Origin of the sequence: Paenibacillus xylaniclasticus (genome assembly GCF_004001065.1) — a bacterium.
In the GTDB taxonomy this organism is placed as follows: domain Bacteria; phylum Bacillota; class Bacilli; order Paenibacillales; family Paenibacillaceae; genus Paenibacillus_T; species Paenibacillus_T xylaniclasticus.
Genome location: NZ_BIML01000005.1, coordinates 66,922 through 81,928, shown reverse-complemented (window position 1 = coordinate 81,928; position 15,007 = coordinate 66,922). Strand labels below are relative to the sequence as shown.

9 protein-coding genes are annotated in these 15,007 nt (G+C 51.6%); all 9 read left to right on the top strand.

The annotated features are described in order from the left end of the window. Positions 1–19 precede the first annotated feature (19 nt). The 9 genes from PXY01_RS07665 to PXY01_RS07625 all read left to right on the top strand — a co-directional run bounded on the left by PXY01_RS07665 (position 20) and on the right by PXY01_RS07625 (position 14,941). Entirely contained in the window at positions 20–310 is a 291-nt protein-coding gene (locus PXY01_RS07665; protein WP_127568975.1) for an alpha/beta-type small acid-soluble spore protein, read from the top strand. Between the two features lie 150 nt (positions 311–460). After that, positions 461–1,663, top strand: a complete 1,203-nt coding sequence (metK, locus tag PXY01_RS07660) for a methionine adenosyltransferase (RefSeq protein ID WP_127568973.1) — start codon at positions 461–463, stop codon at positions 1,661–1,663. Between the two features lie 127 nt (positions 1,664–1,790). Further along, entirely contained in the window at positions 1,791–6,143 is a 4,353-nt protein-coding gene (locus tag PXY01_RS07655) for an Ig-like domain-containing protein (protein ID WP_127568971.1), read from the top strand. Positions 6,144–6,367: 224 nt separating this feature from the next. Then, positions 6,368–9,109, top strand: coding sequence for a stalk domain-containing protein (locus PXY01_RS07650; protein ID WP_127568969.1), 2,742 nt, complete (start codon positions 6,368–6,370; stop codon positions 9,107–9,109). A gap of 131 nt (positions 9,110–9,240) precedes the next feature. Beyond that, entirely contained in the window at positions 9,241–10,407 is a 1,167-nt protein-coding gene (locus PXY01_RS07645; protein ID WP_127568967.1) for a sensor histidine kinase, read from the top strand. A gap of 6 nt (positions 10,408–10,413) precedes the next feature. Beyond that, positions 10,414–11,142 carry a response regulator gene (locus PXY01_RS07640; RefSeq protein ID WP_127568965.1) on the top strand — a complete coding sequence of 243 codons (729 nt, stop codon included), beginning with the start codon at positions 10,414–10,416 and terminating at the stop codon, positions 11,140–11,142. A 141-nt stretch (positions 11,143–11,283) separates the two neighbouring features. Beyond that, on the top strand, positions 11,284–11,724 hold the full coding sequence (locus PXY01_RS07635; protein ID WP_127568963.1) for a hypothetical protein: 441 nt from the start codon (positions 11,284–11,286) through the stop codon (positions 11,722–11,724). A 218-nt stretch (positions 11,725–11,942) separates the two neighbouring features. Continuing rightward, positions 11,943–13,961, top strand: coding sequence for a helicase-related protein (locus tag PXY01_RS07630; protein WP_127568961.1), 2,019 nt, complete (start codon positions 11,943–11,945; stop codon positions 13,959–13,961). Continuing rightward, complete coding sequence (locus PXY01_RS07625; protein WP_127568959.1) at positions 13,958–14,941, top strand: ComFC family protein; 984 nt, start codon at positions 13,958–13,960, stop codon at positions 14,939–14,941. The genes PXY01_RS07630 and PXY01_RS07625 overlap by 4 nt, the downstream gene beginning before the upstream one ends. Positions 14,942–15,007: the final 66 nt, after the last annotated feature.

Here is a 15,007-nt window from a genome sequence, read left to right as displayed (position 1 = left end):
TAACGGAGGTGCTGTTAGCATGAGTCGTCGTTCTAATTTGAAAGTCGTTCCGGAGAGCCGGCAAGCACTGAACCAAATGAAGTATGAGATTGCTGCTGAGCTTGGCCTCGTACAGTATACATCATCATTACAAGGCGATGATACCGAGTTTGCTTCTGAGCTTGGAGCAAGCGGTGGAAGCAATGGAGGAGGAAGTGCGTATATCCCGTGGTCGCAGCTGGAGACTCGTCAGGCAGGAGCGGTAGGCGGAGCAATTACAAGACGACTAGTTCAACAGGCAGAGGCTGTGTTAAACGGCTATTCAACATGACTCCATTGACATATAGTAGTCATTCCGGTATCATATTGTTTTAGAAGAGTTGCTAATGACAACCTTTTCCTCTCGGAAAAGGTTCATTTTTTGTGTAGCCACATCTCTCTTATGCGCATAATAAAGTAAAGGGTTTAGGAGGTTGATGAAATGTCGTTGAAAGGTAGACATTTGTTTACTTCGGAATCGGTTACGGAAGGCCATCCGGACAAAATTTGCGACCAGATCTCTGACGCAGTTCTTGACGCATTCCTCGAAGTTGATCCGCACGCTCGTGTAGCGTGTGAAGTATCAGTAGCAACGGGTCTTGTACTCGTTATCGGTGAAATCAGCAGCCGTGCCGATTATGTCGATATTCCTGCTATCGTTCGCCGTACGATTAAGGAAATCGGATATACGCGTGCGAAATATGGCTTCGACTCGAGCACTTGCGCTGTACTGACTTCACTCAACGAACAGTCAGCCGATATCGCGCAAGGCGTTAATGCGGCATTGGAATCGCGTGAAGGTAAAGACGTGCATCAAGAGAGCGAAAATATCGGTGCAGGTGACCAAGGTCTCATGTTCGGCTTCGCGACGAACGAGACGCCAGAGCTTATGCCGCTTCCAATTGCGCTTTCGCACCGTATTGCGCGTCGTCTGTCGGAAGTACGCAAAAGTGGTCAGCTCGACTATCTTCGTCCGGACGGTAAGACACAAGTTACGATCGAATATGTGGACGGCAAACCAGTTCGCGTAGATACGATCGTCGTGTCGACGCAGCACGCAGAAGAAGTTACATTGGAGCAAATCCAAGCCGACATCCGTGAGCATGTCATTAAGCCTGTCGTTCCAACTGAATGGCTCGACGAGGAAACGAAATATTTCATCAACCCTACGGGACGTTTCGTCATTGGCGGACCACAAGGCGATGCTGGTCTAACAGGCCGCAAAATCATTGTCGATACGTATGGTGGCTATGCTCGCCATGGCGGCGGCGCATTCTCTGGTAAGGATCCAACGAAAGTCGACCGTTCGGCAGCTTATGCTGCTCGTTACGTAGCGAAGAACATCGTAGCGGCAGGTCTGGCTGATAAATGCGAAATTCAGCTCGCTTATGCGATCGGCGTAGCTCATCCGGTATCGATCAACGTCGATACGTATGGCACGGGCAAAGTAAGCGAGGAGAAGCTTGTTGAAGTCATTAAGAACAACTTCGACCTTCGTCCTGCAGGTATAATTAAGATGCTTGACCTTCGTCGTCCGATCTATGCGAAGACGGCGGCTTATGGTCACTTTGGCCGTACCGATATCGACCTTCCTTGGGAACGCGTCGACAAGTCGGAGAAGCTCAAAGCAGATGCACTCGCATAAAATTATTTTGTTAGCAGGACCGGTTCGCCTTATGGCGGATCGGTCTTTTTTTGCATCCAGCCTAAACTTTCCTCTTACATTAACCGACAAAATATATACGACTGTCTTGCTGGGGAGTGAATGAAAATTGAAACGTTCTACGAAATATATCGCCACGGCTACGATTGCTGCGCTGTTGCTGCAGTCCTCTGGAATGACGCCATGGACGGCTGTTCATTATAAAGCAGAGGCTGCCTCGGCAGGTCCCGTCGTCGTAAGCACCTACCCGGCGAACGGCGCCGTCAGCATCCCAAGCAATACGAGCCTGAAGCTAACCTTTGACGAGCCGGTTAATAAAGGGGCTGAATCCGCATACATTCATGTGCGTCGAGTGGATACGAACGAAGAAGTGCAGACGATTTCGGCTGCGTCAGCTGCGGTATCCATGAGCGCAGGGGGATTGCTTGCGACGATTAGCTTACAGAACGCGCTAACAGCAGGTGCTGCTTACTATGTGCGTATTGATCAAGGAGCATTCGTTAACGTATCGAACGGTGCGAATTTTGCAGGCATTAATGATGCGACCAACTGGCGGTTTAGTGTGGAAGGGGCAGATACGACGCCGCCGTCCATCACGGCAACATCGCCGGCAGTGAACGAAGCGAACGTTCCGATTGGAGCGTTAAGGATCGAGTTTAACGAGAACGTATACGCTTCCAGCGGCTACATTACGATTACAAGAACGGGCGGAGATACACAAAGCATTGACGTAGGCTCTGCATTGGTTAAAGGCAGCGGTACGGGAGTCATTACGATTTTTCCGGATACGCCGCTGCTAGCGAACAGCGAGTATACCGTTAACGTGCCAGCTGGTGCGTTCAAGGACGGAGCGGGTAACAGCCATGCCGGTATAAGTGGTTGGAAGTTTACGACCGCGGCTGCTAATTTGGCAGTAGTTATGGCTCCTGAGAGCCGTTCGATGGGAGCCAGCCGTACTGGTGACCTAACGCTGACGGTAACGAATGCTGCTTCCGTAGCGAAGAGTACTGTCGGTAAAATAACAATTAAGCGAGTCGGGGACAATTCGCAATTTCAACAGCTGGACGTCACAGCTGCCGAAGTGAGCGTGACCGGCAACGTCATAACCATTAAGCATAACGAATTCGAGGTCAATCAAAGCTATTATGTATTGATCGATCCTGGTACCTTTACAGCCGATGGTCAGGTCTATCAGGGAATAACGGATGCTTCTACATGGACGTTCTCGACGGCGTCCGGAATCGATACAGCGGTACCCAAATTGTTGTCATTAAGCCCAGCTCCTAATGGCACCGCATCCATTGCAACGGCCAGCCTTTATTTAACGTTCGACGAGCCTGTATATCCAAGCAGCGGATCGATCGTTATTATGAACGCTGCGAACGATTCTATATTCCAGACCATTCCGATTACCTCTCCGAACATTAAGGGCGGCGGAACGAATACCATTACAATCGATCACAATGCCTTTATTACGAATAGCTCTTATTATGTTCAAGTAAGTCAGCAAGCGTTCAGGGATTTAGCCGGAAATTATTACGGGGGCATATTGAATAAGGATTGGTCGTTCCGCGTAACAACAGACACGACAGCACCGCTCATCAGTTCATTGTCGCCTGCCAGCGGCGTGAACAATGCATCGGTCAACTCACAGGTGTCAATTACGTTTAACGAACCTGTTCAAGTCCGACAAAGTACAGGAAGCGCTGTATTCCGCAGAACGGGAAGCTCGAGCGGCGCGATCAATGCAACCTTATCCGTCGATCCGGCAGACAATAGACGAGTCATTCTGACTCCGAAGTCGGCACTAGCAGCGTCCGCCAATTATTATGTTGAGATCAGCAACACGGCGATCGCGGATTTGGCTGGGAATGCATTCGCTGGCATTCAGAATGCTTCACAGTGGACTTTCAGTACAATTGGGACGGACCGGACGGCCCCGAATCTGACGGGTGCTGCGATGTCAGGCTCTTCAACTATCGTATTGACCTATAACGAGGCGCTGGACCCGAGTTCTGTTCCGTCAGCTGGAAGCTTCTACGTAACCGTGAACGGCGAAGCACGTCAGGTAACGTCGGTTACGATATCGGATAAGACGGTATCACTGACCTTAAGCAAAGGGGTTATTTTCGGACAAACGGTTACGGTCTCTTATACGAAAGGGCTGTCGCCAATTCAAGACGCGTCAGGCAATGCAGCATCCAGCTTAACGAATCGTACCGTGACGAACACATTGGATACAACGCTGCCGAAACCAACCAGCGGAACGATCAATGGCAATATCATCGTCGTGCTGACGAATCAATCGTTAGGTCTGATTGACCCGAATACGATCAGTCAATTTACCGTTAAAATTAACGGAATTATTACACCGATTCTGGGAGTTAACGGGGCTGGAAACATGATCGTTCTGACGCTTGGAACGAACATAACGACAGGCGTTCCAGTATCGGTCAGCTATGTACAGGGTTCTAATCCTATTGTTGATGTGAATGGCAATGCACTGCAATCGTTCACGGATTATTATGTCAGGAACGTTGCTGATAATATCGCACCGAAGCTGCAATCCACTACGGTTAGCGGCAATACGATAACACTCACGTACGACGAGGGTCTGGACAGTACGAATGCGCCAGGTAAAGCTTCATACTCCGTCGTCCAGAACGGAACGTCGAAGACGATCAATACTGTAGAAGTTAAAAATAATCAAGTCATATTGACATTGTCCTCCTCAATCTCGACGAGCGCTGGTCCTGTGCTTGTCACCTATGTGCCTGGGGAGAATGCACTTCGTGACTTGGCAGGCAATTTGGCGGTCATGTTCAGTGGCATTCAAGCGGTTGCAGGGACAAGCGGGGCGACGGTAGGTCAACCTACAGCGACAGTAGACAAGGCGACGTTGACGCTTACGTTCAGCGAAGCACTGAATACATCCTATGTGCCTAAGGTCAATCAGTTCACCGTTAAGACGAATGGATTGACCAGCCCTGTTGCGAACGTCACGTTGAATGGTTCAACGGCCGTGTTGACGCTCTATACTGCAGTACCGGCGGGCAGCACCGTTACGGTCAGCTACGCTGCGGAATCCGGGGGGCTTCGGAATCAGAAGGGAACGCTGATCAGTTCGTTCAGCAATATTACGGCGGTCAATTCTACACAGGGTGAGTCGGGGGGCGTATCTGGCAGCTTTGAAGCGACGCCCGACGGAGCGATTGTTCTCCAGCCTTCGCATTACACAGTCGCTTCGTCGTTGTCACCAGGTAAGCAGACGGCTAACCTATATACGGTGAAGGAAGAAAGCTTAAATAATGGCTTTGATGCGGCTCGCTCGATTAGTAAGAATTCGCCGAAGGTTATGCTCACCATTCCTAGTACTGAGAAGGCTGGCTTGGCGTCGATTCCACTGCAGGCGTTAGAGAATGCGAAGAATGCTGGCGGTGATCCGGTATTCGTGATTCAGTATGGCGATGTAACCTACGAGATTCCATGCTCTGCGCTAGATTACGCACAAATCATAAGGACGCTGAACGTTGGTGGAACTACGGGTTATCTTATCGTCAAAATTGATAAGACTACGAATCTTACCTACTCATTAACTAGCGCACTGAACAAGGCTGGTACGGTTGCGTTTATAAACCCTATTCACTTTGAGACGAGTGTTATGGTCGCAGGTACGGAGAAAGAAATGCCGCCGTACAACAAACATGTAACGATCAGCATCAATACACCGAGTACGATGCTTGCAGAGCAGACGGCCGTCGTAACGTTCGATTCAGAGACGAATGCGTTATCGTATGTACCGACCAAAGTGGCAGCAAGCGGTACATCAGGCTCCAAAATATCGTTCATGCGTAAGAACAACGGCGATTTCGCCGTGGTGAAAGGAAACGTCAGTTACAGCGACATCAGTAGTCATTGGGCGCGCAAAAGCATTCAGCTGCTCGCGAACAAATACATTGTCGAGGGGCGTACCACAACCAAATACGAACCGAATAAGCCGATAACGCGCGGGGAATTCGCGATGTTCATCGCGCGGGGGCTAGGTTTGTCCGGCGATAAAGCGGCAGCGGGGGCCTATACGGATCTGAACAAGAATACGGCGCTTGCTGCCTACATCGGCGCTGCGTCGAAGGCTGGGATCGTGACGGGCAATTCGGACGGTACGTTCAAGCCGAACAGCTTTATTACTCGTCAAGAGGCGGCTGCCATGTTGAACCGGGCTGCCGTATATGCAGGCGTTAACATTACGCTTCCGCAATCGGCTGATTCATACTTGAATCGGTTCGTTGATCGTGCGAAGATCGGTACCTGGGCTAAGCAGGACGTCGCGAAGTCAGTCAGCACAGGCTTTATGACCGGCGTGACCGCGAAAACGTTCGTACCGCTGGCCAACACGACTCGCGCAGAGGCTGCGATTATGATCCAGCGTTTGCTGACATACGTAGGCTTCCTGCAAGCATAGTTCAATTCGTCATAGCATAACTAGTTTTACCAAGATGAAAGACTATCGTTCTTCGTCAGTCGCTTCGATCCGGCTGACAGAAGGCGATAGTCTTATTTTTTGTACGATAGAGTTTTCTCTGTTTGGGCGGATGAGTGATAGAGTTATTCTATCACCTGTAACTTTTTATCGAGACGGTAGTCTATAATGAAGTAGAGTTCTAGGATGGGAGTGTTGAAATTACAATGAAATTCGGCAGCAGCGAGAATCGTCAGACGAAGAATAAAGGAGCATCTAAGCTCATTATTGTAACATTGGGAGGAGCACTTCTGCTGCAGACGCTTCAGATTGGCTCGTCGGTTGTGTTCCCGGATATCGTACGTGCTGGGCATGCGTATGCTGCAACGGCGTCAACAGCCGTTATTCAGGCGGCGAACGCCAAGCTGACTCTGCAGCAGCAGCATATGATTGCATCGGGCGTGAAGCGGCTGGATTATGTGTGGACGCCGAAGTCGGGCAGCGGGACGGTTAATTTACATGTCATCGAGGTCGATTTGACGAATCCGTATGTTCAGCTGAATGCGCTCAGCGGCAAGAACAACACCGTCGCTAACTTGAACAACGTATTGAATATGGCTAAGGAGACAGGGGCCGTCGCAGCTGTGAATGCGGACGTATTCCAGACGGGGAGTACTACGGAGCATTCCCCGATGGGTCCGCAAATTACGAGCGGCACCATGATGTCCGGGCCGATGGAATTGAAGGGCATGTATGCATTCGGGTTATCGAAGGATAAAGTGCCGTCGATTGATTTGTACAGCTTCACTGGTACCGTGACGGCTGAGGATGGAGCGACGTTCCCGATTCGTGGTATGAATGAGTCGGCATATCGCACGGAACCAGACAATGGCTATAGTCATGTCAATTCGATTTATGTATATACAAGCGCATGGACCGCGGCGGAGCGTCCGCAAAGCAGCGGATCGACGCCGACGGAGGTGCTTGTGCAGGGCGGCGTCGTTCAACAGATTCAGGACAACGGTCAATCGCTGCCTATGCAGCCTCCGGAGGATGGCTACATCTTGCGCGCGCACGGAACGGGAGCCAAATACGTCCGCGAGCATTTACAGGTTGGCAGCCGAGTGACCAGCGATTACAGTCTCGTATCGCAGACGACTGGCAGCAAGGTTGATCCTTCATCGTTCCAAATGATGGTCGGCGGACATACAATTCTCGTCGACCAAGGCAAGGCGGCAGCCTTCTCTCGCGATATTAGCGGAGTCAGTGGCTCGAGCGCAGTATACCGGACGGCTGTCGGCTATACGAAGGATGCCAAGAAAGTGCTTATTCTGACGGCGGAAGGGACGTCTACGCGCAACGGTATGTCATTGAAGGAGCTGCAGGAGGCCATGATTGCGCTAGGCGTCTGGAAAGGCGTAAATATGGATGGAGGCGGCTCGACGACAATGGTCGAACGACCGCTTGGCGAGTTTAATTTGAAGACGTCTCATCCGACAACGGGAGGCACTTACTTGCGTCCGGTTGCCAATGGCATCGGCGTATTCAGCACGGCGCCTCAGGGCAAGCTGGCTGGCTTGCTGCCGAGCGGTCCAACCGTTCTGTTCATCGGTCAGTCTGTGACTTATACAGCGAAGGCTTATGACAGCTATTATAATCCGGTAGACGCTTCTACTCTGCAGACACAATGGAAAACGGAAGGCTCGCTTGGCATGTTTACGGCTAACACCTTCACGGCGCTTAAATCGGGCACGGGCAAAGTGCAGGTCACGTCTGGTGGCGTTACGGGTGAACAGAACGTAACCGTTATCGGCGCTGATCAAATCGCGAGCATGACGATTGAAGCGTCTGGTGCGACTTTAGACCCAGGAGCGAAAATTAAGCCCGTGGTCAAAATGACGACTAAAGACGGGTATACGTATACCATTCCTTCCGAACTGGTTGAGTGGGAATATAAAGGGTTTACGGCCGAGGAAGGCGAAGGCTCCTTCACGGTTAAAAGTGTAAGTGATAACGCTGCTGCGGGCTATGCTATCGCTCGTTATGATGGTTATCCGGCGCTGCTGACGCTGACGAAGGGCTCATCGGAAACGATGTGGGAAACGTTCGAGAAGGTCGGCTACAGTATTACGTTCCAAGGAACGGAGGGTGCGTCCGGCAGCGTGTCACTTGTTACGGGTATTACAGGTAAGGAAGCTTCTCATGGATTGCAGCTGTCGTATGATTTCAGCAGCGGTATCGGATCGGGTAAGACGCTTGCAGCATATGCGGTGCTTAACAATAGCGGCAGGACGGTAAGCGGAACGCCGACTGGGTTGAAGCTGGACGTGTATGGCGATCAGAGCTTTAACTGGCTGCGCATGGAAGTGAAGGACGCTACCGGGAAGCTTCACTATATCGATCTGGCCAAATCGATTAATTGGAAAGGATGGAAGACGCTTAAGGTCGATCTGTCGAGCTATGGTCTAACTGCGCCTATAACGATTAAGCGGCTGTACGTTGCCAACATCGCGCAGGGGCAGGATGAACGCGCGGTGAAAGGCTCAATTGTATTTGACGACATGACGATGCTGTATCCGCCGGCTGTACCCGAGACCACTCGTCCTGCGATTAAGCTGACGATTAATAAGAAGGTGGCGACGGTTAACGGTAATTCGGTTAGTCTGGATGCATCTCCAATTGCACTAAGTGGTGTTACGTATTTGCCGCTCCGCTTCATTGCTGACTCGATGGGTGCTCAGGTCGATTGGGATCAAGTACAGAAGAAGGTAATGGTTATACGTGGCGGCACGATGCTGGAGCTTCGGATTGGCAGCAGTGAGCTTGTCGCCAATGGCGTTCGCCAGCCTGCGGCAGCGGCGCCGATTGTGCGAGGCGGCCGAACGTTAGTGCCTCTGCGTCTCATTTCCGAGCAACTCGGTTTGACGGTAGGCTGGGATCAAGCAACGAAGACCGTTACGATCAAATAATTTCATAAATCTGCTAACAATAGGTACGGAGCACGATTGCCTTCGTACGGGATTATATGGTTTTCTAGGAGGGGGGCACATTTGCTATAATAGAACCAGCCCCCCTTTACATAGAAAGGACCCCGGTGCGGATGGATAATCGGATGCATGATATTAATAAAGTAATTAACAATGCAATTCGGGTTATGGAAGACTCGAAGGTACAAATCTTTGAAATTTGCGAGTCTGCTCGTCAAGAGCTTCAAGCGCTGGAGCTTGAGCTGGAGAACGTAATGAAAGAGACGGGTGAAGTCATTGAGAAGGCAGATGAGCTGGAGTACCAGTATCGGCTGGCCCGTATTCGACTGACGGAGGTTAGCCGTGATTTTGTAAAGTTTGACGAGCAAGATATTAAGAACGCTTATGATAAAGCAACGCAAATTCAAGTCGAGAAAATGCTGTATATGGAGAAGGAGCAGCAGCTTAAAGCCCGGCGGGATGATCTGCAAAAAAGGGTCCGAAATGTCGATATGTCTATTGAGAGGGCCCAAACTATCCATTCTCAGATCAATGTTGTACTGGAATACTTGTCTGGCGACTTAAATCAGGTGACACGAATACTAGAATCTGCGAAGAACCGTCAATTGATCGGGCTTAAGATTATTATGGCTCAAGAGGAAGAGCGGAAACGGATGGCCCGCGACATACACGATGGTCCTGCCCAATCGCTTGCGAATTTAGTGCTAAGGATGGAAATTGCAGAAAGAATGATCGTAAAGCAGGAATTCGAGATGGTGCAGCACGAATTAAAAGATTTGAAGGCACAAGTGCGCACTGGTCTTGAAGAAATTCGAAAAATTATTTTCAATCTGAGACCGATGGCATTGGACGATCTCGGATTAGTTCCGACGTTGCGGAAATACGTGCAGGACTTTGAAGAAAAAACACGAATTCGGACGAAATTCGAAACGATCGGGCGGGAAATTCGGTTGCCTTCCGCGATGGAGGCAGGAATTTACCGGCTAGTCCAGGAAGCGTTTACTAACGTGATCAAACATGCCAATGCAACGTATGTGTCCCTCGATATGACGTATCAGGCGCAATTGGTGAAAATTGTCGTAGCAGATAACGGAGTCGGCTTCCAAGTGGAGACGAGCGAGAACTTGGCTGCGCAGCACCAAGGCTCCCATTTCGGATTGATTGGAATGAGAGAACGCGTCGAACTGTTGGAGGGGAGGCTTGAGATCGAATCGGCTAAAGATCAGGGAACGAAGGTTTCGATCATCATTCCCGTAAACGCACAGGAAAGAAAGGAGTAATTGACGATGGACCAGAAAGCAGCGGGCGATAAACGCCGGATTAAGCTTCTTATTGCGGATGATCACCAGCTTTTCCGTGAAGGGCTGAAACGGATTCTAAATATGGAAGAGGATTTGGAAGTTATCGGAGAATGCCATAACGGAATTCAGGTGCTTGAATTCTGCAATCATACGCAGCCGGAGATCGTTCTAATGGATATTAATATGCCAATTGAGAACGGGGTCGTAGCAACAGAGCGACTGCGCGATATGTTTCCTGAAATCAAGGTCATTATTTTATCGATCCATGATGATGAAAGCTACGTATTCGAGACGCTGCGTAAAGGTGCAACCGGCTATTTGCTGAAGGATATGGAGGCTGAGGCGCTCATTAATGCAATCCGTTCTGTTATGAACGGATACTCCTACATTCATCCGAAGGTAACGGGCAAGCTCATTAATCAGCTTCGCCGCATGACATATCTAGACGAGATGGGAGCCGTATCGGCCGCGGCTGCAGGCAAGGAAGCAGGCGTCAAGTTCGTTGCAAGCGAGGATAATCCGCTTACCCGTCGCGAGGCAGAGGTGCTCCGGCTTATGGCGGAAGGTAAGAGCAACAAGACGATTGGCGAATACTTATTTATTAGCGAGAAGACGGTCAAAAACCATGTCAGCAGCATTCTGCAGAAGATGGAAGTTGACGACCGGACGCAAGCTGTTATCCATTCGATCAAATGCGGATGGGTTACGCTGTAAGGTGTATCGGAAGCCGTCCACGGGCAGGCAATTTGTCCGTGGGCGGTTTTTTGTTATATGGTTACCCTCTTATATGACACTATTGATTCCGTTCGTCCGTAACCGATGGGCGGTGCAGAGCATATATTGGCGTATAAGGAGGTGGCCGCAATAGTTTCATTAATTGTGCTTGTGCTCGGCAGTTACGTGCTTGCGGCGTTGTCGGTGCACTTAATTCGATATTTGGATTTACGAAAAAATACGAGCCGCAGCCGGCATTATATTTTGTTCGCACGCAATCATGAGACGCGAATGGAATGGTTCATCCGCTCGATTCGATGGTTCTCCTACCGTTCTGGCATCGATGTCCGCATTACGGTCGTCGATTGCGGCGCTTCAGAGGAGACGCTTGCGATCGTCGGCCGATTCGCCGCCAAGGACGGCTGTCCTGTTGAAGCATCATCGCTGGATCATTTTCGAGAAGCCCGTGGAAGCTTCCGAGATCGGGGTATTGATGCCGGGGAATGCCTGTACCGAAGCGGGCACGCGGTCATTGTGGATTTGAACCGGCGGGAGGATCTTGCAAAGCTGCCTCTATTCTGATGTTACTTCTGATACAGTAAGGATGAGGGGCTTGCTGCCAAGTTGGAATTGGATTACAATGGATTAGTATGGTTATTATTGTTAATTATTTGGGATGTGAAGCACACTCCTATCGCTTAAGAGCGAGGGGTGTGCTTTTTTTGTTGTGAGTTAATCGAGGGGGGGATTGAAGCGAAATTGATTATTGGGTTTATATCCTTGGGAAGGAGGCATTAAGGATGAAGGTTCAGCTCTACATTATTCGTTGCAAAGAGATTTGGAAAGCCTATTGGACAATTGCAATTCAAGCCGATATTTATTACTGGCGAGCTGTACAGTCAGGACATGAAGCATTGGCAGGCGGAGATAGCTTTAGTGGTGCAGCAGCTAAGGTAGGGGAAGTGTTCAGCTCGATTTATTTATGGAAGCCGCAGCTGCCATTAGGCATTGCTGTAGATGCTGTTGAACGTTGGAGGGCAAGAAGCAAGAATAGAAGAATGAGCGATCATGAAGCGATGCGGCTGCTTGTACGTCAAGCTGCTGTGTGTAGTGGAGAAGAGGGGATCAGAGCGGCAGGCTCGATCGAATCGATCGAGCTTGGTGTATCATCGACGAGGGATTCGACGATGATCAGCGAAGAAGCGGTGCGCGCCATAGCTGCACGGCTGAACGGTCGGGCTGCGCTGCTTGGCGAAGCGCAGCAGCTGCTCGCCGCCGGGCCGCCTATATGCCGGGCGGCCGCCGGCGATTGGAGCGCGCTGTCTGCCGCGCTCCAGCTGGCCGCGCTTCGCGGCCAGCTGCGACTGCGGACCGCAGTCGCAGCTTCGCAGCCGGCGGCTTCGCCGCTGCGCCGGCTGCTGCCCGCGCCGCTTCGGCGCGGGGGCCGCCGCTGCCTGCGATGCGGCAGCGGCGAAGAGCGGATGAACCGCACCGCATGCGAAGCGTGCGGTTCATCCGCGTGCGCGTATTGCGAGGCATGCCTCACCATGGGACGCAGCCGCGAGTGCGGGCTGCTAATCCTAGGTGGAGGCATGGAAGGTCTCGCATACGCGCACCGCGCCGCCGTGCCGAAGGCGGCGCAGCCTAGCGCCGCGGCGCGCGGGCGTGGCGGGCGCGTGCCGGCGGCGCCGGATGCGCGCTGGGGGCTCAGCCCAGCGCAGCATGCTGCAGCCTCGGCCGCGCTGCAATATGCGCTTCCGAGGCTGCAGCTTACCGCTACGCAAGCTTCTGCGCGCATCAATACCCCGTTCCTGCTGTGGGCAGTAACAGGAGCGGGTAAGACAGAGATGGTGTTTCCGCTCATTGAAGCGGCTCTTGCTTCAGGAGGGAGGGCGCTTGTGGCGACGCCTCGCCGTGATGTCGTGCTGGAGCTTGATCCTCGAATTCGCCGGGCATTCCCGGAAGCACGCGTTGTAACGCTGTACGGGGGGAGCGAGCAGCGGTGGGACGAAGGCGAGATTATGCTGGCGACGACCCATCAATTGTTTCGGTTCCATGAATATTTCCAGCTGGTCATCGTTGATGAGCTGGACGCCTTTCCATATCATGGAGATCTGCGTCTTCAATATGCAGCGGCGAAGGCATCTGTACCGGGCGGGGCTGTTATTCTGCTGACAGCCACGCCGTCAAGAGCGCTACAGCTAGCTGCAAGACGGAAGAAGCTCGAATACGTTCGCGTGCCAGTCAGGTATCACCGCTATCCGCTGCCGGTGCCGATATATGTTCGTATACCGCAGGTAGCCAAGCTCATCGCACAGCGCCGCGTCCCGTCATCGTTGTTATTGCGGTTAAGAGCGTCCATTGAACGCGGAGCTCAGTGCTTTGTGTTCGTTCAGCAGATTCGCCATGCCGAGCCGACAGCAAGCCTGCTTCGGGCGGCGCTTCCCGGCGTGCCGATTGGTGCGACCTCATCGAAGGATGAAGATCGATCCCATCATGTTCAATCATTTCGCGAGCGGCAGCTTCGCGTTCTGGTGACGACGACGATTTTGGAGAGAGGGGTAACGGTCACTCACAGTGACGTGTTTATTTTGGATGCGGACGGAAGATTGTTCGATGAAGCCTCGCTTGTGCAGATGGCTGGCCGTGCCGGAAGGTCCAAGGACGATCCCGATGGACGGGTATATTTTTGCGCGCCGGTGCGCAGTCTCTCACAGCTGAGCGCCATTAAACAAATCAAGAGTATGAACAGAGAAGCGAAGGCCAAAGGCTTCTTATTTAGCAAGTTGCAGCCTGTGAATGAGGTGAGCAGCGATTGATTCGGCATTTGACTCCTATCCTCCGTACCGCAGCTGTACAGCTTGGCGGGCTGCTCAGCGAATCGGCCCGTCCATGCCCGTTATGCCGGACGCCTGCTTCCGGCGTGCATTTGTTACCGGAAGTGCGTATAACGCTGCCGAAGGAAGCGGTGCTTCACGATATTTGCCGCGACTGCGCTTTAGGAATCGCGTGGATTGGACCTATTGCATGTGTCGTATGCGGTCGGCCAGATCCTTGCGGCGACTGTATAAGGCGGGACAATGCCAATTTCATATGCAGCCGTAGCGCTGTCCGATACAATGACCAGGTTCGGGAGTGGCTCGCACAGTTCAAGTACCGCGGAGACGAACGGCTGGCGCAGCCCTTGGCAGACATGCTCGATATCGCCTGGTGCCGTCTTGAGGCGACGCTCCAAAGCCGCGACGCCAGTCATCGGTGGGATGCGATCATACCGGTGCCTGTCAGCGCTGAACGTCTGGCGGAGAGAGGTTTTAATCAGGCTGAGCTGCTCGCAGGGCAGCTTTGTGACAGAAGAGGCTTGCCGCTATACAAGCTGCTCATTCGTACGCGGCACTCGGAGAAGAAGAGCTTGCAATCACGACATGCACGGCTAAAGAGCACGAAGGGATTATTTGTTGCAGATGAGGCGGTCATGCATACATTTTTGCAGGATATGTCCGCACGGGCGCATAGATCTTCTGTTTCCTCTGAAGCGTCTGTCAATCTCATAAGCCGACTTCGGTTGAATATGCAGCGGCAGCGTCGTGACCGCGGAATGTCATGCAAGCCTGCTCAAGGTCTCCTTCGAACCGATCGGCAAATGTCTGTATCTCAGCCGATCAGAATTTTGCTCATCGATGATATTTATACGACTGGCAGTACAATCGAGGCTTGCTCGGAGGCTATTATGACAAAGTTACAGCAATATGCACCTGAACGAAATGTTTATGTGTATGCCATTACATTGGCGAGATCGTAACAATATGTATGACATAAGGATGAATTCTGCAAAAAAAGCGATGAAAAATCGACAAAAGTAAGGTAG

Excerpts from the sequence above, each read along its gene's own strand:
- PXY01_RS07640 (WP_127568965.1), top strand. The coding sequence starts at position 10,414 with ATGGACCAGAAAGCAGCGGGCGATAAACGCCGGATTAAGCTTCTTATT.
- PXY01_RS07630 (WP_127568961.1), top strand. The coding sequence starts at position 11,943 with ATGAAGGTTCAGCTCTACATTATTCGTTGCAAAGAGATTTGGAAAGCC.
- PXY01_RS07645 (WP_127568967.1), top strand. The coding sequence starts at position 9,241 with ATGGATAATCGGATGCATGATATTAATAAAGTAATTAACAATGCAATT.
- PXY01_RS07650 (WP_127568969.1), top strand. The coding sequence starts at position 6,368 with ATGAAATTCGGCAGCAGCGAGAATCGTCAGACGAAGAATAAAGGAGCA.
- PXY01_RS07665 (WP_127568975.1), top strand. The coding sequence starts at position 20 with ATGAGTCGTCGTTCTAATTTGAAAGTCGTTCCGGAGAGCCGGCAAGCA.
- metK (WP_127568973.1), top strand. The coding sequence starts at position 461 with ATGTCGTTGAAAGGTAGACATTTGTTTACTTCGGAATCGGTTACGGAA.